Annotated in this window: 29 protein-coding genes and 1 pseudogene; 13 read left to right on the top strand and 17 right to left on the bottom strand. The window is 62.8% G+C overall.

Going from position 1 to position 25,349, the window contains the following annotated elements; translation table 11 throughout:
* Positions 1–43 precede the first annotated feature (43 nt).
* Entirely contained in the window at positions 44–649 is a 606-nt protein-coding gene (locus PJ259_RS04320; protein WP_271654863.1) for a hypothetical protein, read from the top strand.
* Here PJ259_RS04320 and PJ259_RS04315 read toward each other — a convergent pair.
* The 12 genes and pseudogenes from PJ259_RS04315 to PJ259_RS04260 form a co-directional block, all read right to left on the bottom strand.
* A complete protein-coding gene (locus PJ259_RS04315; protein ID WP_271654862.1) occupies positions 629–1,090 on the bottom strand; it encodes a phage virion morphogenesis protein in 462 nt (153 codons plus the stop codon). The genes PJ259_RS04320 and PJ259_RS04315 overlap by 21 nt on opposite strands.
* Complete coding sequence (locus PJ259_RS04310; RefSeq protein WP_271654861.1) at positions 1,083–1,613, bottom strand: phage tail protein; 531 nt, start codon at positions 1,611–1,613, stop codon at positions 1,083–1,085. The genes PJ259_RS04315 and PJ259_RS04310 overlap by 8 nt, the downstream gene beginning before the upstream one ends.
* Positions 1,610–1,867 carry an Rz1-like lysis system protein LysC gene (gene lysC / locus PJ259_RS04305; protein WP_271654860.1) on the bottom strand — a complete coding sequence of 86 codons (258 nt, stop codon included), beginning with the start codon at positions 1,865–1,867 and terminating at the stop codon, positions 1,610–1,612. Before lysC ends, PJ259_RS04310 begins: the two co-directional genes overlap by 4 nt.
* A pseudogene (locus PJ259_RS04300) lies at positions 1,791–2,144 on the bottom strand (Rz-like lysis system protein LysB); the annotation flags it as partial. The pseudogene PJ259_RS04300 and the gene lysC, both read right to left, overlap by 77 nt.
* The gene (locus PJ259_RS04295) at positions 2,141–2,347 is read right to left on the bottom strand and encodes a hypothetical protein (RefSeq protein ID WP_017641680.1); all 207 of its coding nucleotides are present in this window, start codon (positions 2,345–2,347) and stop codon (positions 2,141–2,143) included. The pseudogene PJ259_RS04300 and the gene PJ259_RS04295, both read right to left, overlap by 4 nt.
* On the bottom strand, positions 2,344–3,168 hold the full coding sequence (locus tag PJ259_RS04290) for an N-acetylmuramidase family protein (protein WP_271654859.1): 825 nt from the start codon (positions 3,166–3,168) through the stop codon (positions 2,344–2,346). Before PJ259_RS04290 ends, PJ259_RS04295 begins: the two co-directional genes overlap by 4 nt.
* Positions 3,165–3,479 (bottom strand): phage holin, lambda family, encoded by a 315-nt coding sequence (locus PJ259_RS04285; protein WP_027599397.1) that lies wholly within the window; start codon positions 3,477–3,479, stop codon positions 3,165–3,167. The genes PJ259_RS04290 and PJ259_RS04285 overlap by 4 nt, the downstream gene beginning before the upstream one ends.
* A gap of 23 nt (positions 3,480–3,502) precedes the next feature.
* On the bottom strand, positions 3,503–3,727 hold the full coding sequence (locus PJ259_RS04280; RefSeq protein WP_271654858.1) for a tail protein X: 225 nt from the start codon (positions 3,725–3,727) through the stop codon (positions 3,503–3,505).
* Positions 3,727–4,188, bottom strand: a complete 462-nt coding sequence (locus PJ259_RS04275; protein WP_271654857.1) for a head completion/stabilization protein — start codon at positions 4,186–4,188, stop codon at positions 3,727–3,729. Before PJ259_RS04275 ends, PJ259_RS04280 begins: the two co-directional genes overlap by 1 nt.
* A gap of 102 nt (positions 4,189–4,290) precedes the next feature.
* Entirely contained in the window at positions 4,291–4,992 is a 702-nt protein-coding gene (gene gpM / locus PJ259_RS04270; protein ID WP_271654856.1) for a phage terminase small subunit, read from the bottom strand.
* Positions 4,993–4,995: 3 nt separating this feature from the next.
* On the bottom strand, positions 4,996–6,012 hold the full coding sequence (locus PJ259_RS04265) for a phage major capsid protein, P2 family (protein ID WP_271654855.1): 1,017 nt from the start codon (positions 6,010–6,012) through the stop codon (positions 4,996–4,998).
* A gap of 28 nt (positions 6,013–6,040) precedes the next feature.
* Complete coding sequence (locus PJ259_RS04260; RefSeq protein ID WP_271654854.1) at positions 6,041–6,886, bottom strand: GPO family capsid scaffolding protein; 846 nt, start codon at positions 6,884–6,886, stop codon at positions 6,041–6,043.
* Positions 6,887–7,040: 154 nt separating this feature from the next.
* On the opposite strand from PJ259_RS04260, the gene PJ259_RS04255 reads away from it, so the two are divergent.
* A complete protein-coding gene (locus tag PJ259_RS04255; RefSeq protein ID WP_442964871.1) occupies positions 7,041–8,828 on the top strand; it encodes a terminase ATPase subunit family protein in 1,788 nt (595 codons plus the stop codon).
* A complete protein-coding gene (locus PJ259_RS04250; RefSeq protein ID WP_271654853.1) occupies positions 8,828–9,838 on the top strand; it encodes a phage portal protein in 1,011 nt (336 codons plus the stop codon). Before PJ259_RS04255 ends, PJ259_RS04250 begins: the two co-directional genes overlap by 1 nt.
* A gap of 3 nt (positions 9,839–9,841) precedes the next feature.
* Here the strand turns inward: PJ259_RS04250 and PJ259_RS04245 are convergent, their stop codons facing one another.
* Genes PJ259_RS04245 through PJ259_RS04235 form a run of 3 tightly spaced genes read right to left on the bottom strand, consistent with a single transcriptional unit; the run spans position 9,842 to position 12,094 of the window.
* Complete coding sequence (locus PJ259_RS04245; protein WP_271654852.1) at positions 9,842–10,918, bottom strand: DUF4238 domain-containing protein; 1,077 nt, start codon at positions 10,916–10,918, stop codon at positions 9,842–9,844.
* Between the two features lie 11 nt (positions 10,919–10,929).
* The gene (locus PJ259_RS04240; protein WP_271654851.1) at positions 10,930–11,760 is read right to left on the bottom strand and encodes a phage antirepressor N-terminal domain-containing protein; all 831 of its coding nucleotides are present in this window, start codon (positions 11,758–11,760) and stop codon (positions 10,930–10,932) included.
* Between the two features lie 16 nt (positions 11,761–11,776).
* Positions 11,777–12,094, bottom strand: coding sequence for a DUF1484 family protein (locus tag PJ259_RS04235; RefSeq protein ID WP_271654850.1), 318 nt, complete (start codon positions 12,092–12,094; stop codon positions 11,777–11,779).
* Positions 12,095–12,414: 320 nt separating this feature from the next.
* Between PJ259_RS04235 and PJ259_RS04230 the strand changes: the two genes are divergently transcribed.
* The 10 genes from PJ259_RS04230 to PJ259_RS04185 all read left to right on the top strand — a co-directional run bounded on the left by PJ259_RS04230 (position 12,415) and on the right by PJ259_RS04185 (position 22,599).
* Entirely contained in the window at positions 12,415–12,708 is a 294-nt protein-coding gene (locus PJ259_RS04230) for a hypothetical protein (protein WP_271654849.1), read from the top strand.
* A 1,520-nt stretch (positions 12,709–14,228) separates the two neighbouring features.
* The gene (locus PJ259_RS04225; protein ID WP_271654848.1) at positions 14,229–15,770 is read left to right on the top strand and encodes an ABC transporter substrate-binding protein; all 1,542 of its coding nucleotides are present in this window, start codon (positions 14,229–14,231) and stop codon (positions 15,768–15,770) included.
* The gene (locus PJ259_RS04220; RefSeq protein WP_271654847.1) at positions 15,767–16,702 is read left to right on the top strand and encodes an ABC transporter permease; all 936 of its coding nucleotides are present in this window, start codon (positions 15,767–15,769) and stop codon (positions 16,700–16,702) included. Before PJ259_RS04225 ends, PJ259_RS04220 begins: the two co-directional genes overlap by 4 nt.
* Positions 16,699–17,520 (top strand): ABC transporter permease, encoded by an 822-nt coding sequence (locus tag PJ259_RS04215; RefSeq protein ID WP_271654846.1) that lies wholly within the window; start codon positions 16,699–16,701, stop codon positions 17,518–17,520. The genes PJ259_RS04220 and PJ259_RS04215 overlap by 4 nt, the downstream gene beginning before the upstream one ends.
* Entirely contained in the window at positions 17,517–18,983 is a 1,467-nt protein-coding gene (locus PJ259_RS04210) for an ABC transporter ATP-binding protein (protein ID WP_271654845.1), read from the top strand. The genes PJ259_RS04215 and PJ259_RS04210 overlap by 4 nt, the downstream gene beginning before the upstream one ends.
* Before the next feature lie 176 nt (positions 18,984–19,159).
* On the top strand, positions 19,160–20,464 hold the full coding sequence (locus tag PJ259_RS04205; protein ID WP_442964887.1) for an OprD family porin: 1,305 nt from the start codon (positions 19,160–19,162) through the stop codon (positions 20,462–20,464).
* A 229-nt stretch (positions 20,465–20,693) separates the two neighbouring features.
* Positions 20,694–20,906 (top strand): hypothetical protein, encoded by a 213-nt coding sequence (locus PJ259_RS04200; protein WP_271654843.1) that lies wholly within the window; start codon positions 20,694–20,696, stop codon positions 20,904–20,906.
* Between the two features lie 105 nt (positions 20,907–21,011).
* Positions 21,012–21,395, top strand: coding sequence for a response regulator (locus PJ259_RS04195; RefSeq protein WP_156428945.1), 384 nt, complete (start codon positions 21,012–21,014; stop codon positions 21,393–21,395).
* Positions 21,396–21,490: 95 nt separating this feature from the next.
* Entirely contained in the window at positions 21,491–21,736 is a 246-nt protein-coding gene (locus tag PJ259_RS04190) for a hypothetical protein (RefSeq protein ID WP_059314875.1), read from the top strand.
* Positions 21,736–22,599 (top strand): formate/nitrite transporter family protein, encoded by an 864-nt coding sequence (locus tag PJ259_RS04185; protein WP_271654842.1) that lies wholly within the window; start codon positions 21,736–21,738, stop codon positions 22,597–22,599. The genes PJ259_RS04190 and PJ259_RS04185 overlap by 1 nt, the downstream gene beginning before the upstream one ends.
* Before the next feature lie 56 nt (positions 22,600–22,655).
* Here the strand turns inward: PJ259_RS04185 and fabI are convergent, their stop codons facing one another.
* Both fabI and PJ259_RS04175 read right to left on the bottom strand, forming a co-directional pair.
* Positions 22,656–23,456, bottom strand: a complete 801-nt coding sequence (gene fabI / locus PJ259_RS04180) for an enoyl-ACP reductase FabI (protein ID WP_042134086.1) — start codon at positions 23,454–23,456, stop codon at positions 22,656–22,658.
* Positions 23,457–23,651: 195 nt separating this feature from the next.
* Entirely contained in the window at positions 23,652–25,286 is a 1,635-nt protein-coding gene (locus PJ259_RS04175) for a lytic transglycosylase domain-containing protein (RefSeq protein WP_156428944.1), read from the bottom strand.
* Positions 25,287–25,349: the final 63 nt, after the last annotated feature.

Here is a 25,349-nt window from a genome sequence, read left to right as displayed (position 1 = left end):
CTCAAATATATGGATTGCTGTCGCACTTTAAGGAAATCAAGCTATGCGTCATGAAACAAAAAATCTAATTATTACTGTCGCGTCTACCTTGATCGCGTCTGCGATAACTGGGTGGATAGCGCTGCAGTCGTCTCAAATGCAGTCTGATCTTGCTATAAAACAGCTCTCGTCAGAGACCGCGAGAGCACAGAGTTCAATAATTCTTGAAAAGGCTTCTGTGTTTTTAAATAGATATGCGAAGGCCTTTACATATCGACTGATCCAAGATCCAGCGAAGTTTGATATCTATCGGCAGCGCGAGCTTTTGATCGAATGCCAGAATTATGCGCTGGAGATACAGCCTTATTTGGGTAGAAAAGCTGGTTATCTCGCATTAAAGATATCTGAATATCTGAGGGCAACGTTGGAGACAGTACCGCCAAACTGGAAGAGCGCCGAGGATTTTAGTAAAGAAATATCTACTTATCTTATAAAGTTTTTGATAGAGATAGAGATAGAGGTAGGGGGCCTTAATCAAAAGGCAGACCCTACTGTTGATAATTCAGGGCTTGCTAAGATTCTGAGAGAGTATATGGGTGAGGAACTACAGATATCTCAGGATAAATGGTATGAAGATATAAATAGACAATCAGGAGGTTCTGGTAAATGAAAGGTGATTAAATATTAATTCAGTAAGTAATTCAATATCTGTTCGGTCAAGTCCAAGTAGCTCTCTTCGAGCGTATTGAGCCTCGGGCGCTCCACGCTCGGCGCGGTCTTTCAGACCGTACTGATGAACGCGGGCAATACGAGACACTCGGCCAGCGAACCCAATCAAGGCCTGCTGCGGCGTTCCCTTGGCCTTGAGATAGCGGGCCATCTTAAGCTTCTCGAACATGCGCCGCTTGATCCGTCCCTTCTTGTCGCGCAGATCCCGCGGCTTGCGCGCCTCGAACGGTGAGCCATCAGGGTTCACCTGGCCTCGGATCCGCTGCTGCTGGCTGCGGCGCAGCTGCTGGGCGGCCTTGCGGGCAAGTTGGGCCCGGCCGCGGCCATCCAGCTTCTGCAGCAACGGCGAGAGCCAGGTCTCCAGCGCCTCGAGGTCAGCCATGGCTGCGGCCCGGCTGCGGTGTTTCCAGGGCCAGGGCGTCGTCAGCGGATCCGGATTGCCATTCGGCGAGCAGCTCGTCGCCGGCGAAGACCTGCCAGGTGGCCGGTTCCTGGTACTCGGTGTAAGGGGATTCGGGCACGTGGCTCAGCTGGTAGGTGTCGTCCGGCTGGCGCTTGACGACCACGCGCTCGGTGAGGGGCAGGGTGATCGCCAGGTCGACCTTGGAGTTGTCCAGGATGTCGGCCTCGAAGCCGATGCCCTGGGCGGACTTGTCCAGGTTGGCCAGCAGCTCGGATTGGTTCGTCCGAACCCAGGCCAGTAGCGGCAGCATCACAGCATCCGGGTGGCCGGCGAAGTCGGTGAGGATAATCTGGAGCTCATAGCCGTACTCCCAGGACAGGCTGGCCGCCGCGGTGCAGCGCAGCTTGCCCTTGTCGATGAAGACCAGCAGCCGGTCAGGGCTGTAGCGCAGCTCCGGCACGGCAGCGAGTAGATGAGCGCGCAGGCTTTCGGGCTTGTTCATGGGTGAGCCTGCTGGGCGTCGTAGATCATGTCGACCTGGGCGGCGCAGTCGGCCCAGGCAGCTTCCAGGGCCTCGCTGTCGTCCAGGAGCTCGCCGTTATTGCGCGGGGCGGTCGACGGCAGCTGGCAGCGCGTTATCACTGGACAGCCACTCACGGTAAGCCGTGGCTCCGGTGAGGACGGGCCGCTGGCGCAGCCGGCGAGCAGCAGCAGGCAGAGGCTGGCCAGCCCAAGCCTTGAGGTCGGCGTTTTCATCTTCGAGCTCCTGGATCCGGCGCTTGCGGACATCGATCTCGCGGCGCAGGTCTGTTTGGGTGGTCTGCAGCCGGGCCTGGGCGGCCCGTTGCTGGGTGAGGGTGGCGGTGAGGTGGTCGCGCTCGCGGGTCAGCTGGGTGACCTGGTCCTCAGCGGCCTCGCGCTTCTGGTTGGCCTGGTCTATACGCAGGCCCTGCGCATAGAGGGTCAGGCACAGCACGGCGATTGTCAGGGCCAGGGCGAGCGCGAAGAGCGCCTTCTCCTTCCAGCTGATCATTGGCGGTACCAGCCAGCGCGGTTCATCGCCGCCTGGTCCAGGTGTTCGAGCTCGCCGATTACCACGACAGCCCGCACGCCCGGCTTGGCGGTCTGGATGGCTTCGCAGAGGCGCTCAGCTTCTTCAAAGGACGCGCCGGCCGGTAGGATGAAGACCTCCCCATCCTGCGGCTCCAGGCGCTGCACGTCGGTGACGGGTGTCATGCGGCGTCCTTAGTCGGGGCGGCGGCGCTGTAGCGGGCGAAGGCACGCTCAAGCTTCACGTCGTAGAGGTTGCGGGCGTAGGCCGGGCCGTTGTAGCCGCGGGCGAAGTCGGCCCACTTGCCGGCCTTGAGCGCCTTGAGCAGGGCGGGCTCCGCTTTGACGAAGCGGACGAAGGCGTCGAGCTGCTCGGCCTCGCTGGCCTGCATGCGGGTGACGAAGTCCTGGACGCTGGCATAGCCCAGGTCCTTCCAGTGGTAGCCCATGACCTGGAACAGGCCCCAGCTGCACGACTCCAGCGCACAGGCCTCATCGATCTGCCGGGCCGAGGTCAGGCGCTGCCACTCCGCCGCACCGCCGGCATAGCCGCCGGACTTCGGGTTGATCAGGTTCGGGTTGAGGGCTGCCAGGCGATCGGCCTCGGCCTGACCGTGGGCCTTGACCAGGCGCTGGTAGAAGACGTGGCGCTCGAACAGGATCACCACCTTGCCGTTGTCCAGGAAGCCTTCGCCCTTGGACTCGACCTCGTTGACCGCCTGGACGGCCGCGATGGGGACGCCCAGGGCCTTGGCAGCGAGCTCGAGGTCCGCGTAGCCCAGGTGGAGCAGGTCACGCTTGCCGAGCAGGGCGGCGAAGGTCTTCGGGCCAGCGATGCCATCGGCGACCAGGCCGACAGAGCGCTGGAAGGCTTCGACGGCCTGCTCGGTGCCTTCGTCATAGTCGCCATCCAGGTCGACGGTGAAGCCGGCCGCGGTTAGGGCTTTCTGCAGGTCGCGCACGGCCAGGCCGTGGGCGCCGAGGATCAGGATCTTGGGCTGGTTCATTGCGTTTCCACCTTGCGTTCGACGAAGCGTTTGGCTGCGGCGCGAGTGCCCTCGACGCCCAGCAGGCCGATGATTCCGCCCCAGAAGGGGCCGGTGCTGGCCGGGATACCCAGCAGGGAGAGGCCATGGCTCGCCGCCAGGGCCAGGGCGCCGCAGAGGGGCGCTTCGAGCAGCACGCGGCGCAGCGTGCCGCCGCCGTAAGCGATGCGCAGGGCGGCAATGACGCCAGCCACCAGCCCGGCATAGAGCGCAGGCCAGTTGTGTTCGAGCCAGGCGGCGAGCCAGGCCCAGGTGTCGGGACGGTCGGGCATAGGAGGTTTCTCGTGCATGGGGGTTAGTCCCAGAGGTTCACCGGCTGCTGCGCGGCGATGCCGGCAGAGGTTTGGGCGGGGGCGTCTGGCAAGGTGATAGGGGTACCGATTGGCAGGATGGGGCCGAACTCCGCCAGGCCCGGGTTGGCTTCGAGCGCGGCCTCGGTGACGCCCTGGGTGCGCCCGTAACGCCGCAGGCAGATCCGGTCCAGGGTGTCGCCTTGCTGGGCGCGCACGACGGTGGCCATCAGATGAGCTCCACGGTGGTCCGGGCCAGGCCCAGGAAGTCGCGGATAGCCCAGCGCTGATCGCGCCGGTACTCGTCAATGGTGGGTGTCTGCGCCTCGGCGTCCTTGTCGCCCTTGGCGGTGCTGTCGTAGCTGCGGTACCGCTCGGCGACCTCGGCCGCGGTGGCGGCGTCGATCGCGCGCAGATACAGGTGGGCACGCTCGCTGACGCCGTCGACCTGAAGCCCGGGCACGGCGGCCAGGTTCGCGTAGCCGCCGGTGGTCTGGGCGAAGCGGTAGCCAGCGAGCTCGCGATTGACGGCGATGGCTGCGGCGATCACCGCCGCTTTCAGCTTCTCCGTGCTGACGCTGCTGTCGATCCGCAGCCGCGCGCGGACCTGGTCCAGATCGATCGCCGGCCAGAAGGGGTCGGACACCACCTGACCGCTGGCGACGGTGCCGCCTGCAACGAATCCGCTCATGGGGCTGCTCTCGAATAGGGCGCCGGTGATCGGGGCTTCACGGTCAGGGGCAAGGCCTGGCCGATCCGCCCCGAGCCGGCGGGGTTGCGGGGGACCGCTCGGTTAGCCGCCAGGGGCGGCATGTTTCTTGGCGAGGCGCTCGGCCCGTTCCAGGTCTTTCTTGCCGCCGCAGCGGTCGTGCAGGCCGATCGCCTTGCGCAGCATCTCGATCGCCGAGACCAGTTGGCCCGGTCGGCCGGGTCGATCCTCGTCGACGTCGGCCAACTCGGCCCGGCCGATCGCCAGGTAGAGCTTGGCGCGCGCTTCGTCGGGCATGTCGTGCTCATCCGTGAGCACGGCAGTGCGGACCAGGATGTCCAGGTCGAAGGTCTGGCCGGCCTTCTGCGCCGCCAGTGCGCCTTCGGCGACTTCCTCGGCGATCAGGCAGCCCGGAGTGCGCTCGAAGCGATCGGGCATCAGCAGGCCGTGGCGTAGCACGTAGGCGGCGATGTCCAGGGCGCCGGTGAACTCGCCGGCATCGATGCGCCAGATCATCACGGTGACCAGCACTTCGTCCTGGGCGCCGTTGCCGCCCTCGAGCACGCCGCTGACGTAGTCGGCGTAGGCACCGAGCAGCTGACGCTTGAGCTCGGCCTTGGCCTGAGTGGATTGCACCTGCTTGAGTCGCAGCCGGTCCTGCAGCAGCTGGGACAGCTGCTGTTCGTACACGGTGCGGCCCGCCATGCTGTCGGCTGGCCCGGCGGCCGCGGCGGCGAGTGCCGCTGCAGCTGCCTGGAAGTGGCTTTTCGCGGGAGAGGAGGCCATGGCTTACACGCCCGTCACGATGTTTTCGATCAGGCAGCCGAAGCCGTAGTCCTCGACCACATAGGCGTCGTTGCTCGACTCGTAGTTCTCGATGCGGTTCTTCTCCGGCGCCTCCTTGACGAAGCGGCGGCGGCCACCGGTTTGGTAGTAGAGCGACAGGTTCTGCAGCGAGGTGATGAGCATCCCGTTGTCCGGGCAGTACGGCACCTCCACCGGCTGCAGACCGCCCATGCGGCGCTGGGCCAGGATCACGTCGGTGGCCAGCTTCTCGGAGGCGGGCTGCTCCTTGTTCACCAGCGGGAAGTACTTGTCGTGCACCAGGTCCCGGCCGAGGATCACCACCAGGCCCGGATCCTTGCGGTACCAGGGGTCGATCAGGTTGCTGACCGCGTCGAAGACCAGAGCGTCCAGGTTGTTGTAGTCGGCGTCGCTGCCGGTACCGATCACGATCTTCCCTTCGGCCTTGCCCGACTTCAGCACGCGCTGCGGTGCATTGCTGCGGTACTGCTGCAGCCAGCCGATGTTGACGTCCTGCAGCAGCGGGTTGGTGGCGCGATTGGTGGTGGCCGCGGCGCTGGTGCCGTTGAAGCCGATCATCAAGCGGTCCAGGGCCTGCCGCTTCACGATGGCGTCACGCAGGCGAGACTGGAAGTCGGGGAATTTGGCCCAGGTATCCAGCAGCTGGTAGGTGATGGCGGTGTCGAAATCGGTCTTCTTGCACTCGTACCCGCGATTGTCGAGCGCCTGCATCTCGCGGGGTTGGCGGGTGGCGGTGCCGCTGGTGTCGGTGCGGCCAGCGATGGTGCCAGAAACGCCCAGGCCGACCTTTTCACCCATCAGCTCGTCGACGGGAATGATGTTGACCTTGCTCAGGAACTCGCTCGACTCCTGGATGCGGGTCTCCAGCTTTTGCTGGACGGTGGGCGCCACGGCGAAGGTCGCCGCGGAGGAGGAGACGCCGGACAGCTTGGCGACCTGCTCCAGGTATTGGTTGAACAGCACACGGGTATCGTTACGCATGGATCTCTCCGGAAAGGTAAACGGCTGATCAGCAGTCGGTCAGGTTCTGTCCATCGCCGCCGGTGACCGGAGGGCGCTTGGGTTGGCTGGGGTCTTGGGTCTGGCTGAGCTGCACCTGCAGGGCGGCGAAGTCGGTCTGCAGCTGCTGGTGCTTGCCGGCCAATTCGGTGAGGGTGGCCTCGGCGCGGGTGAAGCGCTCGTCCTGCTCGCGAACGTGCTCGGCCACGACGGTGACCGCGGCGCCAAACTGGGCGAACTCACCCTGGGTCTGCGCCTCCTTGCCCTTGAGCAGCTCCTGGACCTTGGCGAAGAGCAGGGCGCCCAGGCCGGGCTTGTCCTCGACCTCGTCGAAGGTAAGGGCGGTCTCTTCGGCCACGGTGAACAGGTTGTCCGCGTGCAGCTTGCGGCTGGCATAGGGGTTGGCTGCCGGATTGGCCGCGGCGAAGGACAGCACGTCGGTACCGAGGCTGGCAGGGCTGTCGGTGATGCCCAGGCCGACCAGGTAGGCGGCGCCGGTGTCGGCGAACTTGGGCGAGATCTCGATCGAGGTGTAGATCTTCTGCTTGGCCTTGTTCATGGCCACCAGGTCGGCGGTGGGCTCGATCTGGGCGAAGAGGGCCAGCTTCTTCTGGCCGTTGATCTCGACCTCTTCGGCCTTCACCGCCACCACGTCGCCGTAGGCCTTGAAGGGGCTGTCCGCCACGCTGCTGCGGATGTGCTCCATCCAGATGCGGGCGCCGTAGGTCTTGGGGTTGTAGCTGGCCGCAGCCTGCTCGATCCAGGCGCGCTCGATCTGGCGGCCATCGCTGGTAGCGCCCTCGACGGCGACGCGGAAGAAGGGAGAGCGAAGTTTCGGGGTCTTGGGGTCGGCCATGCCGGGGATCCTCAAAGGCTTAGCGGGAGTGCTTGGGCGATGAGGGGCATGGTCGGGACGCGCGCGCGTCCCAGCAACGAGGGGCCGTTGTAACGGCGCGCTGTACAAATCCGCGCGCTATGGAGGAGGGAGCCGGGGCGGCAGTCTGGCGGCCATGAAAAGCCTACCTGAATCCGACTCCGTGCCTATCCCGTCCACCGACCTGCTGATGGACGTGCGCCGCCGCGCCAAGCATCTCTACTGGATGGGCTGGCGGGTGACCGAGATCGCAGAGGCGATCGGCGAGAAGGAAAAGACCGTTCACAGCTGGAAGGCCCGGGACGAATGGGATCGGGCGGACAACGTCGAGCGGATCGGCGGCGCCCTGGAGGCGCGCCTGGTGCAGCTGATCCTCAAGGACAGCAAGACCGGCGGCGATTTCAAGGAGATCGACCTGCTGCACCGCCAGCTGGAGCGCCAGGCGCGGATCCAGCGCTTCCAGGGAGGCGGTACCGAGGCCGAGCTCAATCCCAAGCTGGACAACCGCAATGCCGGTCCGAAGAAGAAGGCCGCGCGCAACGAATTCACCGAGGAGCAGATCGAGGCCCTTGAGAGCGCTTTCCGCGACCAGTGCTTCGGCTACCAGCTGGACTGGTACCGTGCCGGCCAGCAGCGGACCCGCGCCATCCTCAAGAGCCGGCAGATCGGCGCCACCTTCTACTTCGCCCGCGAGGCCTTCCTGGATGCCCTGATCACCGGGCGCAATCAGATCTTCCTGTCGGCCAGCAAGAACCAGGCGCATATCTTCAAGGCGTATATCCAGGCCTTCGCCCGCGAGGTCTGCGGTGTCGAGGTGACCGGGGATCCGATCATCCTGGCCAACGGTGCCGAGCTGCATTTCCTGGGTACCAATGCCCGAACCGCCCAGGGCTACCACGGCAACTTCTACTTCGACGAATTCTTCTGGACCTTCCGCTTCGAGGAGCTGAATAAGGTAGCCAGCGGCATGGCCATGCAGAAGCAGTACCGCCGTACCTACTTTTCGACGCCCAGCTCCATGGCCCACGAGGCCTACACCTTCTGGACCGGCGAGCGCTTCAACAAGGGCAAGCCCGTCGCCCAGCACCTCAAGCTGGACGTCTCCCACGACGCCCTGCAGCAGGGCCGGCTCTGCGAGGACCGGATCTGGCGCCAGATCGTCACCATCCTCGATGCCGAGGCGCGCGGCTGCGACCTGTTCGACTTGGAGGAGCTGAAGCTCGAATACTCGGCCGAGGCCTTCCAGAACCTGCTGATGTGCCAGTTCGTCGACGACGGCGCGAGCATCTTCCCGCTGGCCATGCTGCAGCCTTGCATGGTGGACAGCTGGGTCGAGTGGGCCGAGGACTACAAGCCCTTCGCCGCCCGGCCGCTGGGTGATCGCCCGGTCTGGGTCGGCTATGACCCGGCCGAGACCGGCGACACCGCCGGCCTGGTGGTGGTCGCACCGCCGGCGGTGCCGGGCGGCAAATTCCGCGTGCTTGAGCGCCACCAGTTCCGCGGGATGGACTTCGCCGCCCAGGCCGAGGCGATCCGCCAGGTCTGCCAGCGCTACTGGGTGAGCTACATCGGAATCGATGTCACCGGCATGGGCAGCGGCGTGGCCCAGCTGGTGCGCCAGTTCTTCCCGGGGCTGACCACCTTCAGCTATTCGCCCGAGGTCAAGACCCGCCTGGTGCTCAAGGCCTACGACGTGATCAAGAACGGCCGGCTCGAATTCGACGCCGGCTGGACCGACGTCGCCCAGTCGCTCATGGCCATCCGCAAAACCACCACCGCCAGCGGCCGCCAGTTCACCTACACGGCCGGACGCAACGACACCACGGGCCACGCGGATCTCGCGTGGGCCCTCTTTCATGCCCTGCACAACGAGCCGTTGGAGGGCCATACCGGCCGCAACACCGGCGTCATGGAGATCTACTGATGAGCGATTCCACCGCCCTGGCCAGCCCGGCCGCCCACGCGCCTGGCGTCGAGGCCTTTACTTTCGGCGACCCGGCGCCAGTGCTCGATGGCCGCGAGGTCTTCGACTACCTGGAGTGCTGGTTCAACGGCCGCTACTACGATCCGCCGTTGTCCCTCGACGGCCTGGCCAAGGCCACTCGGGCCAGTGTCTATTTGGATTCCGGGCTCAAGTTCAAGCGCAACCTCCTGGCCCGCACCTTCATCCCGCATCCGCTGCTGAGCCGCGCCGCGTTCGAGCAACTGGCCCTGGACTATCTCTGGTGCGGAAACGCCTACCTGGAGCGCAGGCAATCGCGCCTGGGCACGCCGATCAGCTTGCAGCCGCCGCTGGCCAAGTACATGAGGCGAGGGGAGGAGGGCCGCTTCTTCCAGGTGCGAGGCTGGCAGGACGAACACGAGTTCGCCCCTAGCACCATCTGCCACCTGCGCGAGGCTGACATCAACCAGGAGATCTACGGCATGCCCGAGTGGCTCGCCGCCATGCAGTCGGCGCTGCTGAACGAGTCGGCCACGCTGTTCCGGCGCAAGTACTACAACAACGGCAGCCACGCCGGCTTCATCTTCTACATGACCGACGCCGCGCAGAAGGAGGAAGACATCGACTCCCTGCGCACCGCGCTCCGTTCGGCCAAGGGCCCGGGCAACTTCCGCAACTTGTTCGTCTACGCGCCCAACGGCAAGAAAGACGGCATCCAGCTGATCCCGGTGAGCGAGGTGGCGGCGAAGGACGAATTCAACGCCATCAAGGGCATCACGCGGGACGACATGCTCGCCGGCCTGCGGATCCCGCCGCAGCTTATGGGGATCGTGCCGCAGAACGCTGGTGGTTTTGGATCGATAAAGGAGGCGGCGGAGGTCTACGCCGCCAACGAGCTGGAGCCGCTGCAGGCGCGGCTTGCTCAGGTCAATGAGTGGGTCGAAGATGAGGTAATTCGCTTCACCGCCTACGCTTCCTGCCCCGTACCTTAGACACTAAGGTATAGATGACTGGCGCATCCGGCGCTCACTTCTCCTGGAGAACTGGTAGTCATATTCTTCTACAGTTTCAAAAGACAAGAAATCTAGTTTAATCTTTGCGGGGATCTGTGGTTCGAAGCCATGTAAGACATCACCTCGACGCTCGCCTGTTTCAGCGGAGTAACTTGGCGCTTCAATAAATTTTCCAGTAACTGTAGTCAGATGCGCAGGTTCGTTTTGCCACAAGCTGTGTGCGTAATCGCCAAATTTGCCATCTCCAAAATATATGCAATTTGAGGCAGCATAGATCTGAAGTCGATTTATTTCTCTTATCTGAGAGAGCTCTCTGAGGTGGACGATATTTCCATCTCTGATTTTTCGCGGGGTGTAGCACTTTGCGTCTAATAGTAGGAGGCAGATTTCGCTGTTGATTGGGTAAAAAATCATTAAGCCAGGAGACTCATAACCAAGAACTCCTCTATGTTTTACCTGGTGATATCTTGCATTGTAGAAAACCACTGGGTTATCGCTGAAGATATACGGGCGATTCGTCTTATTTAGAAGAAGCAGCGGCGCTAGGTCTGAAATGCTCTGTGTATTATCGAGGGCAGTATGCATTAGTATATATTGAAGTTGGACCGGATCTACTCCGATGTGCTCTTTTAAATCCAGTGCCGTTTGTTTGACCTCTTCATCAAAGTCATTATTTTTGTTTATGGATGCTTCGAACCAAAGTTGGGCGAGTTTGTCTAGGTAGTCTCTATTCATTAGACGTGCGGAATTAGTTCTCGACCGCTGCAGCAAGACCCAAGTGAGAATGCTTTCCTGATCTTCAGCATTGAGAGTATCAAAGTTTTTGCTTTCGATGATTTTTCTCAAAGGTTGACTGCATCGATTTTCAATCTCGCCAAGAATTTTCTCTGGCTCTGCCGATTCTCCATAGAACCAAGCTTTACTGGCTTGGTTTTTTATAGGGGCCTCATTTATTATTTTTCCGTTTGATTTTATAATTCCGTTGATGCTGGAATTATCTTGTGAAAAGTAGCGAAAGTAAAATTGAGGTACGAAGTGGTGATTTTTTCTCGAGGTCACGGGCCTGTGCTCTACATTATTTCTGGAATATGACGGCTCTGATTTTTTTTGTTGTGTATTCTGCTGTGAAAAGTAGCTTCCTTTATGTATGCAGGGCTCTTGCTTTGCCTCAGGGCTTCTCTAAGGGACTGGTCAATTTTTAAAGGTGTCTGTGTCCTTTCGAAGTGAGACTTGATTTCGCTTAGGTTGAGAGCAAGGATTTTTCCTCCAGGTGAAGCGTGGTTTACTCTGACGCTGGCGAGCTCAAGCATCTCAATGTTTCTCCAGAACGCTAGAATTTGCTCGGAATAATCAGGCGCGCTACTACCAATATCATCTAGCGGAGGCGCGGTTAATCCTAGTCCATACGAAATGAGGACAAGCTGTTCGTGGATTGCTACGCGTAGCGCCCTGTCACAAGTGCGATGCAACTCCTTCAGCAACGCCAGCCGGTGGCTGGATAGGGCGATCTGCTTGTTTGCGCTCGCCGCCGAGCCTGGCCGCTCGGCCACACCTTGGGTCCAGTAATTCCACAGTGCGTCGTCGCACTCTTCCTGGTAGCGAGTAATCTTCTCGCGTAGCTCGGGGGCAACCCTGTTGGGATTGATCCCCATTAGCCAGGCCGCCACCTTCCGCAACGGAAGGCACAAGGCGTCTTGCATACCTCCCAGCGAAGGTATTGTGATGATCACAATACCCCAGCGCTCAGAGTTGGACTTGAGCTTGGTGTACTGACTTGCCCAATCGAGTCCCATGTTGGCAACGATCGGCTTCATCGCCACATAGGGCTCATTGTCCTGGCCGACCAGGACGACCGTGTCACCGTGGAAGGGGACGGGGAATAGCTGAGGTGCGGTGTGCATGGCGTCGGCTCCTTGCCTAGATGATCGAGTCCAATTCGTTCAGCGCCCCGTCCAGTTTGACCCGGAGCGGCTCCAGCAGGCAATGCAGGTGATCACCGCTCAGGTTTCGCGCGTGGGCGACGTCCAGCAGGATCAGTAGCAGCTCCAGGGCGCCGTGCAGGCTGCTCAGTTGAGATTGCGTATGGGAGAGGGACTTGAGGCCGGTGATGACGCTGCCCAGCTCTTCCAGGCTGGCGTCGAAGCCGTTGGCTTTCAGGACGGCATCATCGAGGCCGCGGAGCAGATTGAAGCGGGAGTGCAGATCGTCGAGACGTGACAGTGCATTGAGGGACATGGCTGGAGTCCTGTACTGAACTTAGAGCCGCCGCCTGACGCCAATCGGGGAGAGCGGAACCGTGCGGGTTGGCGTGCCGGGTACAGGATCCGGTGAGCCCGAAGGCTCCCACACACGGCCCGCCCATTACAGGTGTAGCCATGCTGCGGGCACAAAAAAACCGCTCGGGGCGGTGTTCATGTCCGCCTGTACTTTCCGGGACGCCAATCCCAGGCCGCTGAATTTGCAGCGACGTCTAGATGGTAGGGTCCACTATGCGCTCCAGTCAACGCCAAGCTAGGCTGCCACCTGAATTGAGTTATTGATACGAGGAGGCGGCCGTGCCTTACGAACACATCGAGATTGGCGAAGAAGCAGATAAATCACATTGGCCAGCAGGCGTGTCGGCGATAACGATAGGTCAGATGGACATGATCGGAGTGGATAGAGAAGGGAGCCTTTACTGGGATGGCAAGCCGATTGAGGTGAAGAAACGGCTGAGCTTGACGGTAGGAGAGCGGGTCTTTGCTGTTCTCGTGGGTGGAGTCACCTCGGTAAGTGCCGTGGTCCAGGCATTAGGCGCTGGCTGCCAGGCCCACTTCCTATGGATGAGCTGGCTGTGCCCTGGTCAGTGATCAGACCTGGGGCTGCACCCAGCGCGTGCCGTCGTCCCCCCGCCACGCCTGCGGGCTAAATGGGTCGCTTTTTCTGCACCCCTGCAGCAGCCTCTGGCCAGCGCCGCTACTGGGGCGGAGTAAAGATACGGCACGCTGAAAATCCCTGCGAATCCCTGCACCACCAGGCTTTTTCTAGTCGAGCCTGCGACCCCTATTTTCCAGAGAGGGCTGGGGAGCCGTTCCTACTGTCACCGACTCAGCCCTACCCGCAACAACCCGCGTCGCTCCTAGCTTTCCCGCTTTTCAGCCTACTGTTCCAGCGCTGTCCCCGTCTCTGTGACCGTTCCCTAAGTGACTGATAAATATAGGTTTATTGTTTTTTTATCGTAACAGTAGGGTTTGTTACTGGAGAACGGTGGTATTACGCAGCCGGAACAGTAAGACCAATCACTGGAGGCCGCATACTGAGAGGGCTCCCAGGCCACTCAAAAAGTCGGTAACGAAGATTACGCCATCCCCAGCCCTGAACATAAAATGGGGCTAACGCCCAATTAGCGCGATAATAGTCCGTCGCTCACTCTGACGCTCTCGCACGTTCACAGACGCTCACAGGCTGACGCTCAGGCGCTGGCTGAGGCGTCGACAAGCAGGCTGGAATGGCGTGTAGAGGAGGGCGAAAAGGAGGGGCCGGAAGAGGTCAGTGCTACAAATTTGCTACGAAACGAAGTGGAGGGCTCTGGAGGCCGCTCCAGATGGGCGTTTCAGGTTCGGTCGGCCCGATCCATCATGGGCGCCACGGAAAAGCGGCGGGACGGCTCAGGGCGCGTGGTTGCTGGGTTTGGGGCGGTTTCGGCAAGCATTGGGAGACTTCGTTTGTAGCAATGTGCTGCACCTGTGGGAGTGTCTTCCTGGCTCAGTGCTAAACCTAAGCACTCGGGAAAAACGTCTAGCACTCGGCAGCAGAAGAAAGGATGACACGGCGAGAAAGAGATAAGGGCGTGAATGACTATGCCCAGATCAGGCGGCGCCGCGAGAGGCCCACAGTCTATCAAGATTTCCCGGTCTCCGAGCGGACCCTGACTGCTTAGGCTTGAGGGGGACGCATGCGGAGCAAGGGATGCGGTGGGCTTAGCGCTGCAAATCTGTACACCCCTTGGCGGTTCGTGGGATAGGCCGATGCCAGCAACGACCGCGCCCTCGATGACGGCTATCTCACCAGTGACATGCTAGTTGCCTGTCAGGACGGCGCCTAGCTGTAGTACGCCATCTTCAGCACATGAACGTACCGGCCTTTCTTCCTGCACGGGCCTACATCAGTGAATCGTCCAGGGCTACCAGAGCGCAGGTCCGCTGCTATCAGGCGACGACAGCCAGATCTCCATCGCTTGATTTTAGCTAGCTGTTTCAAGATGTTGCCATCAGGGATTGCCTTTGGATTCCCGTGAAAACGTTATGATATAACGTGCGCCTTCATTGGCTTGGCCGGTGCTCTGGCGTCAGCGGTGGGTATCGGCGTTTTCGCTTTGCTAAGGACTGTCATGCTTTTATCCCGCACCTTCCGTACAGCCCTGACGGCTTCGGCCTTGGCGACCCTGGTCGCTTTCGTGCCCACGCTTTCCAATGCCCAGGACCGCGTCTTCGACGTGGTCGGCCCCTTCGAGATCGGCGGGCTGGATCCGTCCATCTCGGGCTTTGTCTTCCAGCGCATGCAGATCACCGAAACGCTGCTGGAAGCCGACGCCAAAGGCAAGCCGCTTCCCGGATTGGCAGAGCGCTGGACGGAATCGGCAGATGGCCTGACCTGGCGGCTCGCCATTCGCCAGGGGGTGAAATTCCATGACGGCAGCGACCTTACGGCGGAAGCCGCGGCCGCTGCGCTCAATGCGGCACGCGGCAAGCCCGGAGTACTCAAGCAGGCAGGCATGGAATCGGTCACTGCCGAGGGTAACGAGGTGGTGATCCGCCTGGCGAAGCCCTTCAAACCACTGCTGGCGCTGTTGGCGCATTCCTCCACCAATATCCTGGCACCAGCCGCCTATGACGCCGAGGGCAAGGTGCAGAAGATCATCGGCACGGGGCCGTACCAGCTGACGCTACTGGAACCGCCGCAGCGCCTGGCCGCGGAGCGCTTCACGGGTTACTGGGGCACCAAGCCGGAAATCGCCCGGACGACCTACCTGGCCGCCGGCCGGGGCGAGACGCGTACCCTGATGGCGGAGAGTGGCGATGCGGAGCTGGTATTCCAGCTCGATCCGCCGAGCATCGCCCGGCTCAAGCGGTCGAGCAGCCTCAAGGTGCTGATCGAGCCGGTCCCGCGGGTGGTGCTGCTGACCCCCAACTCCGGCGCTGGCGCCACCGCGCCGGTCGAGGTCCGCCAGGCGCTCAGTCTGGCCATCCAGCGCGAGGGAGTCGCCGCCGCCGTATTGCGAGCGCCGGGTACCGGGGCGACCCAGCTGTTCGCCAAGAACGTGCCCGCCTGGCACGACCCCGAGCTGGCGCCACTCGCCTACGATCCGGGCGCTTCGCGCACGCTACTGGCCGGGCAGGGGTGGGCACCTGGAGCCGATGGCATCCTGCAGAAGGACGGCAAGCCCCTCAGGCTCAAGCTGCTGACCTATTCCGATCGTCCTGAGCTGCCGTTGATCGCTACCGCGTTGCAGGCGCAGTTGCGGGAGGTTGGCGTGGATGTCGAGGTCGCGGTGCAGAACTCCAGCGCCATTCCGGCAGCTCACAATGACGGCTCACTGCAGCTGGCGCTCTATGGCCGCAACTTCGCCCTGGTGCCCGATCCTCTGGTCACCCTCTTAAATGATTTCAGCCACGGCGGCGCCGAATGGGGGCCGCTGGGTTGGAAGAATCCTGCCTTCGACCAGGCCTTGGCCGCGCTGCTGGCCAGCGATGATCCAGCCGAGCAACAGCGCCAGCGCTACGCCGCCATGGCCCAGGTGCAAAAGGACCTGCCGGTGATTCCCGTGGCCTGGTACCGCCAGACCATGGCTGTCTCCAATGCCGTCGAAGGCGCCGCCATTGATCCCTTCGAGCGCACCTTCGGCCTGAGCAAGATGCGGTGGACCCAATGACCCGATTGCTCGCCTTTCGCCTGCTGCAGGCGGGCCTGGTCGCCCTGGTGGTTGGAGGCCTTACCTTCCTGTTCATGAATCTGCTGCCGGGTGACGCCGCCTACCGCATCGCGGCCGGACGTTACGGCTACGACCTGGTGGATACCGCCGCCGCCGAGGCGGTGCGGGCCGAACTCAATCTCGATCAGCCGCTGCTCTGGCGCTTTTTTACCTGGATCGGCGATCTGCTGACCCTGGATCTCGGGCATTCGCTGGTGTCCGGTAAGCCGGTGATGGACGTCGTTGCCCATGAGCTAGGTAGCTCCATCCGCCTGGCCATTGGCGCCGTCTGCCTGTCGCTACTGATCGGGCCGCCGCTGGGCGTGGTGGCGGGTCTGCGTCCGGGCAGTCTGCTGGATCGCGGCCTGCTGGTGCTGACCACCGCCATCCGGGCGCTGCCGCAATTCGTTCTGGGCGTGATCTTCGTGCTGCTGTTCGCCATCTCCTGGAAGCTGTTTCCGGCGGCTGGGCACGGCACCTTCTGGCACAGCGTGTTGCCCACGTTGACCCTGACACTGGGCCTGGCGGCCGTGTCTTCCCGGGTTGCCCGGGATGCCACCGTGGAGGTGGCGGCATCCGCCTACTACAGCTTTGGCCGACTCAAGGGGCTGAGAGGCGCCAGCGTGTTCCTGCGCCATGGCCTGCGCAACATCGGGGTGCCGGTGGTGACCTACCTCGGGGTACAGCTGGTGTATCTCATCGAGGGCGTGGTGGTGGTAGAGACGCTGTTCGCCTGGCCGGGCATCGGCCACGGCCTGGTCCATGCCATCGTCCAGCGCGACGTGCCCATGGTGCAGGGGACCGCCCTGGCGATGGGCCTGCTGTTCGTCATCCTCAATACCCTCGTCGATCTCGCCAACCACCTGATCGATCCGCGCGGGAGAAACGCATGAATCTGGACGCTACCGCCGCCCTGGCGGCGCCACCGGTAAAATCCTCCGCCCGCTGGCTGGGTCTGAGCCTGCTGGGAGCCCTGGTCGCCTTTGCGGTGCTGACCCCGCTGCTCTGGCAAGGCGACATCGCCCGCCAGGACTATATGGCGATCCTCGCGGCACCCAGCAGCGCCTATCCCTTCGGTACCGACCACCTGGGGCGCGACATGCTGGCCCGGTTGTCGGTGGCCATCCGCTTCTCCCTGGGGCTGGCCTTCATCAGTGTCTGTACCGCCGCCATCCCTGGTGTGCTGTTAGGGATCCTCGCCGCCTGGAAGGGCGGTCTGGTCGACAAGCTGCTGGGTGGGCTGGCCGAGCTGTTCCTGGCCTTGCCGGGGTTGCTGCTGGTACTGCTGATCGTCGCGGTATTTCCCGGGTCTTTCGTCGCGCTCTATAGCGCCGTGGCCCTGGTGCTGTGGGTGGAATACTTCCGCATGACCCGCGCCCTGTCGCGCACCGTGCTGGCCTCGCCGGCGGTGTCCGCCAGCCAGCTGCTGGGCTTCGGTCCCGTCTATATCGTACGCCGTCACCTCTGGCCACAGCTGGCACCGGTGCTGCTGACCATCGCCGCCTTCGGCGCCGCCTCGACCATCATGGCCATTGCCGCTCTGGGCTTCGTCAGTATCGGCGTGCGGCCACCCACGGCGGAGCTGGGGCTGATGATCACCGAGTTGCTGCCCTATTACGCGGAGGCGCCTTACGTCATCGCCCTGCCGATCATCGCGATCTTTCTGACCGTGCTGTCATTGATGCTCATCACTGGAGGACGCAAGCCATGACCTCGTCGCTCACGACCACGGCGCTGGAGATCCGCACGGCCGAGGCGCAGTTGGTGGCACCGCTGTCCATCAGCCTGGCACCGGGTCAGGTGCTGTCCATCATCGGGGAAACCGGCTCCGGCAAGAGTCTCTTCGCCCAGGGCGTCGTCGGCAATCTGCCGGCGGGGCTGCAGGCGCACGGGCAGGTCGGCTTGCCGGACGGCTTCAGCGAGGAGGGGCGTCAGTCCGGCCGCCGCCAGCATTGGGGCAGGGGGCTGGCCGTGCTGCCCCAGGAGCCCTGGCTGAGCCTGGACCCGACCATGAAGGCGCTGTCCCAGGTGACTGAGACCTATACCCAGGTGGTCGGGCTCAAGACTGCGGAGGCCCGCCAGAAGGCTACCGCGGATCTGGCGCGACTGGGCCTGGCCGGCGCCGAGCGCAAGTATCCTTTCCAGTTGTCCGGCGGCATGGCGCAACGCCTGGCCTTCGCCGCCACCCATGCCGGTGGCTCGCCGGTGCTGATCGCCGACGAGCCCACCAAGGGCCTGGATCGGGATCGTATCGACGAGGTCATCGACCTGCTCAAGGCCATGTTGGCCGATGGCGGCAGTCTGCTCATCATCACCCACGATCTCGAAGTGGCGCGCCGACTGGGCGGCGAGGTGATGATCATGCTCAAGGGGAGGGTGGTCGAGTCCGGTAGCGCTGAACAGGTCCTTGGTCAGCCGCAGCACGCCTATACCCGCCAGTTGCTGGCCGCCGATCCTGCGCAGTGGCCCAGACGGGTGCCGCGACCGCTCACGGGCGACCCCGTGGTGGCGGTCGAGGGTCTGGCGGTCCAGCGCGGCGGTCGGCAGCTGTTCGAAGACCTCTCCTTCGCGGTCAGGCCAGGCGAGATTCTCGGAGTGACCGGGCCATCCGGTTGTGGCAAGTCGACCCTGGGAGACCTCATTCTGGGGGTTGCCGCTCCCAGCGCGGGCGCGATCCGGCGTCAGCCTGGTCTGAGCCGCTTCGCCTTCCAGAAGCTGCACCAGGATCCGGTCGCCGCCTTTGCGCCTTCGGTGACCCTTCGCCAGCTGCTGGCGGATCTGGTTCAGCTGCACCGGCTGGACACCTCCAGAATCGGCCGACTGATGCAGCGCCTGCGCCTCGACGAAGGCTTGTTGGATCGACTGCCCGGCAACATCTCGGGTGGCGAGCTGCAGCGTTTTTCCCTGCTGCGCGTACTGCTGCTCGATCCGGTGCTGATCTTTGCCGACGAACCCAGCTCGCGGCTGGATCTCATCACCCAGAAGGAGATGATCGAGTTGCTGGCCGAGACTGCCGAAGCCTTCGGGACGGCCATCCTGCTGGTCAGTCACGACGAGGACCTCGTGGACGCCGTGTCGGACCGGCGCCTGCATCTGGCCGGCGGCACGAGGCCGCTGCAGGAGCCGGCAGCTGTAGCAGGACGGGGCAGCCGATTGGCTGAGTCCCTGACCTGACGTAACGGCCCGCGCTGGGGAGGGCGGGCCTCACCCACCGGACGTCGCCACCGCCGCGGAAGGAATCCGCTGCTTTCGCGCGCGCGCCTTTCACATAACCAGATCGCCAACAGTATCCAGAGGACTTCATGGAACTCTCGCTATATCGGAAAGGAACATCCCCTCGCGCTCACGGGCTGAAGGGGCGCAGTCTGGCCGCACCTCTCGCACTCGGCGTGCTGGGTGGCTGCGTATTACTCCTGAATGGGCAGGACGCCAGGGCTGACGGCTTCTTGGACGACAGCAAGCTCACGCTGACCCTGCGCAACTATTACTTCGGCAGTGATCGCCGCAACGGGCGTGCTGACCAGAAGGACTGGACCCAGGGCTTCCTGTTGGACTACCAGTCCGGCTTCACCCAGGGCACCGTTGGCCTGGGTGTCGATGCCTTCGGCTATCTGGGCATGAAGCTCGATGCCGGTCCTGGGCGGCGGGGTACCGGCAACCTGCCAATCCATGCTGGCAACGAGCCGGCAGACGAATACTCCCGGGCCGGCGCGGCAGCCAAGCTGCGGCTGGGGCAGACGGTTGTTCGCTATGGCCAGCAACTGCCCACAGCGCCGGTGTTCGCCATCAGCACCAGCCGCCTGGTGCCCCAGAGTGCCACCGGCTGGAGCCTCTTGAGCACCGATATCCCCGACCTGACCCTGGAAGCCGGGCATTTCACCTCGGGTACCGATCAGGTCAGTACCAACAGGGACGGCGATCTTTGGGCGGGCTACGCCCGCCGCCGCGCCGATCACGTCGACTTCGCCGGTGGCAAGTACAAGCTGGCCGAGGGTGTCAGTCTGTCGCTCTATGCCGCCCAGCTCGATGACATCTGGAACCAGTATTACGGCAACGTCAATCTGGTACGGCCACTGTCGGCCACCCAATCCCTGACCTTCGACGGCAACCTCTATCGCACCCGGGATACCGGCGCCGCCAATGCTGGCCCTATCGACAATACGTCATACAGCCTGGCTGCCGCTTACAGCCACGGCCCCCAGACCTTCACCCTCGGCTGGCAGCGGATCGATGGCGATACACCGTTCGACTACATCGGCATGGGTGACAACGGCCGTACCGGCGGTGGTCTGTTCCTGGGCAACGCTTCGATGTTTTCCGACTTCAACGCACCCGGAGAGCGCTCCTGGCAGGCGCGCTACGACCTCAACTTCAAGACGCTGGGCGTGCCGGGTCTCAGTCTCATGACCCGCTATATCAAGGGTACCGACATCGATGGCAGCCACCTGCCCGTGGGTAGCGCCTACCGAGGGATGTACGGAGCCGATGACCAGGAGCGCGAGCTGAATCTGGAAGGACGCTATGTCGTGCAGGCCGGTTCGGCCAAGGGACTGTCCATCAGGGTGCGCCAGGCCTGGCACCGCGGCTCGCTCTCCACCGGTGGTTCGGTGGATCAGCTGCGGGTGATCGTCGACTATCCGTTGCGACTGCTCTGACGCTCGGCCGGTACTGCTGGCACGACTGTGGCGGTGGGTCTGGTGTGGATGTCCAAGCAAGGCCTTGCGCCAGCCGGTTGAGCGCGAGCAGGTGAGAGGGCGCTAAGCCCTACAGAAAAGAGCGGCGCTCATGAGGTTCGCATCCGGTTACAGCCCTCGCATGCAGAGGTAGAGAACGAATCGGCGCTTGGCCTGCCTAAACAGTGTCCAATCAAACCGGAGTCCTACCATGAACGCAAAGAAAACCGCCGCCTTGATGTTTGCTGGTCTGATCGCCGTCAGTGGCACTGCCTTCGCAGCCGAGAGTGCGGGTAACCCGCCGAAGGCCAACAGTGCTGGTATGGGTACCCCGGCTGGTCAGAAGACCGGTGAAGGCGCTGGCGCCGCCACCGGTGCTGGCAAGACCACCATCAACGAGCAAGGCCAGAAAAAACAGCAGTAAGGCCAAGGGGCTGCCGGTACGCTCGGCGGCCCTTACCTTTCGATAGTTTGAACTTTATCGGCCCTTTCTGTCGAAGGGAGCCGAACGTTTGCGTACAGGGGTTAGATGGTGAGTGGGGAAACTGGCAAGGTCGTCCTGGTGGTCGAGGATGAGCCGCAGATTTTGATGATCCTTGCGGACTATCTTTCCGAACTGGGTTACACCGTCTTGCAGGCCCCGTCTTCGCTGGAAGCCTTCCGCATCCTCGCGGGCAGGCCACATCTCGATCTCCTGATCACCGATTTTCGTCTGCCCGATGACGTTTCCGGCGTGATGATCGCCGAGCCGGCACTCAAGCTGCGCCCCGACCTCAAGGTCCTCTTCATTAGCGGCTATCCTGCCGAAATCATCGATACCGGCTCCCCGCTACTGGGCAAGGTTCCCCTGCTGACCAAGCCGTTCTCCCTCGAACGTCTTCACCTGCAGGTGCAGAAGCTGCTCGGCGCCTGATCGACACCCGCCGCACAGATCGTTTTCCCGCCCGGACAGTCTATTGATCAGGCGCGACCAGTCCGGTCGCCTCAGGTTGGGAGACATCGGCGTCCATGGCTATCAAGCATTTCACTCATCACGAAGCGATCTCGTCTGCCGTTCCGGCTGAGCAGGGATTCGAAGCGGTCATCGCCGTCAAGGCGCGGCGGGAGGATGCACATCCGACCTTTCACAAGGTCGCGACCGAGCGGCATTTCGACCTGGCCTCCGAAGCGGAGGAAGCGGCCGATGCGGCCCTCAATCGCGTGACGGAAATCGGCGAGAACGATGAACTTCTCTGGGACGAGCAGGCCGTCTGATGAAGGGAGACCAGGAGCGTGACGAAGAACCTCGACAGAGCGGGGAGTCCACTCCGGAAGATCCGGAGCTGAGTCGCGAAGAAGAGGAGGATGTCGACGAAAACCAGTTGCCACGTGCCGTGGTGCTGCACGAGATCATCCGTACCCAGGGTGATCACGAGCTGGAACGGACCCTCGCCGCGCTGTTCTGGTCGGCGCTGGCCGCAGGTTTGACCATGGGCCTGTCGCTGATGGCCATGGGCTTGCTCAATGCCAATCTGCCCGAAGGGGGCTACACCAAGATCATCGCCAGCTTCGGCTATTCGGCAGGCTTTCTGGCGGTGATCCTCGCGCGCCAGCAGCTGTTCACCGAGAATACCCTCACGGCGGTGTTACCCGTGATGAGCGAGCCCACGTTACACAACTTCGGCCGACTGGCGCGGCTGTGGAGCGTGGTGCTGGTCGGTAACCTGCTGGGTACCATCCTGGTGGCCTACGTGGTCCTGCACCTGCCGCTGTTCGATGCCAAGACCGATGCGAAATTTCTGCAGATTGGCACCCATGTGATGGAGAACGATGTCTCGGCGATGTTCGCCAAGGGCATAGTCTCGGGCTGGATGATCGCCACCATGGTCTGGATGTTGCCGGCAGCGGAGAACGCCAAGATCTGGATCATCGTGCTCATCACCTATCTGATGGCACTGGGCGACTTCACCCATATCGTGGTGGGCAGCGTGGAGGTGGCGTATCTGGTGTTCGCCGGAGAAGCGAGCTGGGGGGACTTCTGGCTGACCTTCGCCGGGCCGACCTTGGCAGGCAATATCGTCGGGGGCAGCCTGATCTTCGCGCTGATCAGCCACGCTCAGGTACGCAGCGAAACCTGAAAGCAGAAGGGCCGGCACATGGCCGGCCCTTCGCGCTGATCAGTCAGCTGCCACGATCACTCGTCGTCGTTGAGCTGGCCCATGGCGGTGGTGTTGAAGCCGCCGTCGACGTAGAGGATTTCGCCACTGATGCCCGAGGCCAGATCGGAGCACAGGAAGGCGCCGGCATTGCCCACTTCATCGATGGTCACGTTGCGACGCAGGGGAGTCTGGCGCTCGTTGGCAGCCAACATCTTGCGGAAGCTCTTGATGCCCGAGGCCGCCAGGGTACGGATGGGGCCGGCGGACACGGCGTTGACGCGAGTACCCTCCGGGCCCAAGCTGCCGGCCAGGTAGCGTACACCGGCTTCCAGACTAGCCTTGGCCATGCCCATGACGTTGTAGTTGGGCATGGTACGCTCGGCACCCAGGTAGGACAGGGTCAGCAGGCTGCCGTTGCGGCCACGCATCATCTCGCGACCGGCCTTGGCCAGGGCGACGAAGCTGTAGGCGCTAATGTCGTGGGCAATCTTGAAGCCGTCACGGGTGGTCACAGCGGTGAAGTCGCCATCCAGTTGATCGCCAGGAGCGAAGCCGACGGAATGGACGATACAGTCCAGGCCATCCCACTTCTTCGCCAGTGCAGCGAACACGGCTTCGATCTGGGCGTCGTCAGCGACGTCGCACGGGAAGCACAGCTCGGGGTTCGAGCCCCAGCCTGCGGCGAATTCTTCGACGCGACCCTTGAGCTTCTCGTTCTGGTAGGTGAAGGCCAGCTCGGCGCCCTCGCGGTGCATGGCCGCGGCGATGCCGGAGGCAATGGACAGCTTGCTGGCGACGCCGACGATGAGAACGCGCTTACCGGCGAGAAATCCCATGGTTTTTTCCTCTTCTGTGTTGAATCCCAGGCAGCAGCCAGAGGGCTGAGGTCCGGGTTGGGCAGGGCTCTGCGCAGGTCAGAGCGAGATCTGGTCCGGGCACCTGGAGGTACCCGACACGGGTGGGGCGGTAAGGTAGCAGGTCGATACCCGCGACAAAAGCGCTGGATGACCGCTGCAGTGCGGGGTCGCGGCTCAGTTGAGGAACAGCGTCAGTGTCTGACCAGGCGTCAGGGCCGACGCGATGCGCGGATTCCAATCCTGCAGGGCCTGCACGCCGATGTTGTAGCGCTTGGCGATCTGGTACAGCGAATCACCGGCCTTGACCCGGTAGTAGGTCGGGGCAGCCTTGGCGGTCTTGGTCGTCTTGGCTGCCGCCTTGGCGGTCTTGACGGTATAGGACGCCGGCATCGCCACGGCCGTGGCAGTGCTGCTGCCAGTGCCATGCAGCTTCAGGGTTTCACCGACCTTGAGGCCACGCTTGCCCAGATCGTTCCAGCGCTTGAGATCGCCCAGTTCCACCTCGTTGGCGCGGGCGATGGACCAGAGGCTGTCGCCGGTCCGCACCTTGTAGGTCCGTACCACGGGCTCTTCGGCCACGGCGATGGTTTCGAGAGGGGTGGTGGTCTTGCCGGTCTCGCGACGCGGAATCATCAATTCCCGGCCAGCGGACAGGCGGCTGCTGCTACTGAGTTTGTTGAGTGCTACGAGTTGCTCGACGCTCACGCGATTGCGCTTGGCGATGCTGCGCACGGTATCGCCCTTACGTATCCGGTATTCCTGCCAGCGCACCACGGCTTCAGGGGCGATATTGGGCAGGGTCGCGACCAGACGCTTGGCCTTTTCCGCCGGCACCAGCAGATGCTTGGGGCCGTCCATGGTCACGCGCTGGGTGTAGGCGGGATTGAGGCGATAGAGTTCGTTGGCATCCAGGTCGGCCAGCTCCGCGACCCGCGCCAGGTCCAGGTGCTGCTTGATGTCCACCACCTCGAAATAGGGCTCGTCCGGAATGGATTCCAGGGCCAGGCCATAGGCGTCCGGATTGCGTACGATCTGGGAAACGGCGAGCAGCTTGGGCACGTAATCCTGGGTTTCTGCCGGTAGCGAGGACAGATTCCAGTAGTCGGTGGGTAGGCCGAGCGACTGGTTGCGCTCGATGGCGCGGCTCACCGTTCCCTCGCCAGCATTGTAGGCGGCCAGGGCCAGCAGCCAGTCGCCACCGAACATGTCGTGCAGCTTGGTCAGATAGTCCAGCGCGGCATTGGTGGACGCGGTGATGTCGCGGCGACCGTCGTAGAAGCGGGTCTGGCGCAGGTTGAAGTACTTGCCCGTGGTCGGGATGAATTGCCAGAGACCGGAGGCAGCGCTACGCGAGAGGGCATTGGGATTGAAGGAGCTTTCCACCACCGGGAGCAGGGCCAGTTCCAGCGGCATGTTGCGCTCCTTGAGGCGCTCGACGATGTAGTGCAGATAGGGGGCGCCGCGGCTGCAGGATTGGGCGAGCGCCGCCTCGTGGCTCGCGTACCAGAGTCGCTGGCGTTCGATGCGTGGGTTGGTCCCGTTGTCGCCCGCGCCCTGTAGTTGATAGCCGTCCCTCACCCTGTCCCAGATATCGCCGCTGGTGGCCGCTGCCGCTGGGGCTTTGCGCAACCACTCGGGAGGCCGCTGCATCTTGTTGGGCGTCATTTCCAGATCGGCCTGGTAGGGCTGATCCGCCGACTGCGGGGTGCTCTGGCAACCTGCGAGGAAGACGGCAAGGCATAGCGCCGAGACTTTGAAAGAGGTGGCCAGCACGTCTATTTCGCGGGTTTTCGGCGTCGCTGGCGGCATTGGTCTGGGCTTTCCGGGAACTGAAGGATGGGCGATTCTAGGAACCGCATCCCGGGGGGTCAA

It is taken from the genome of Pseudomonas sp. JBR1 (assembly GCF_028198185.1).
Classification (GTDB): Bacteria; Pseudomonadota; Gammaproteobacteria; order Pseudomonadales; family Pseudomonadaceae; genus Chryseomonas; species Chryseomonas oryzihabitans_E.
The sequence above is the reverse complement of the archived record's forward strand: the minus strand, read 5'-3'. Positions and strand labels throughout refer to the sequence as shown.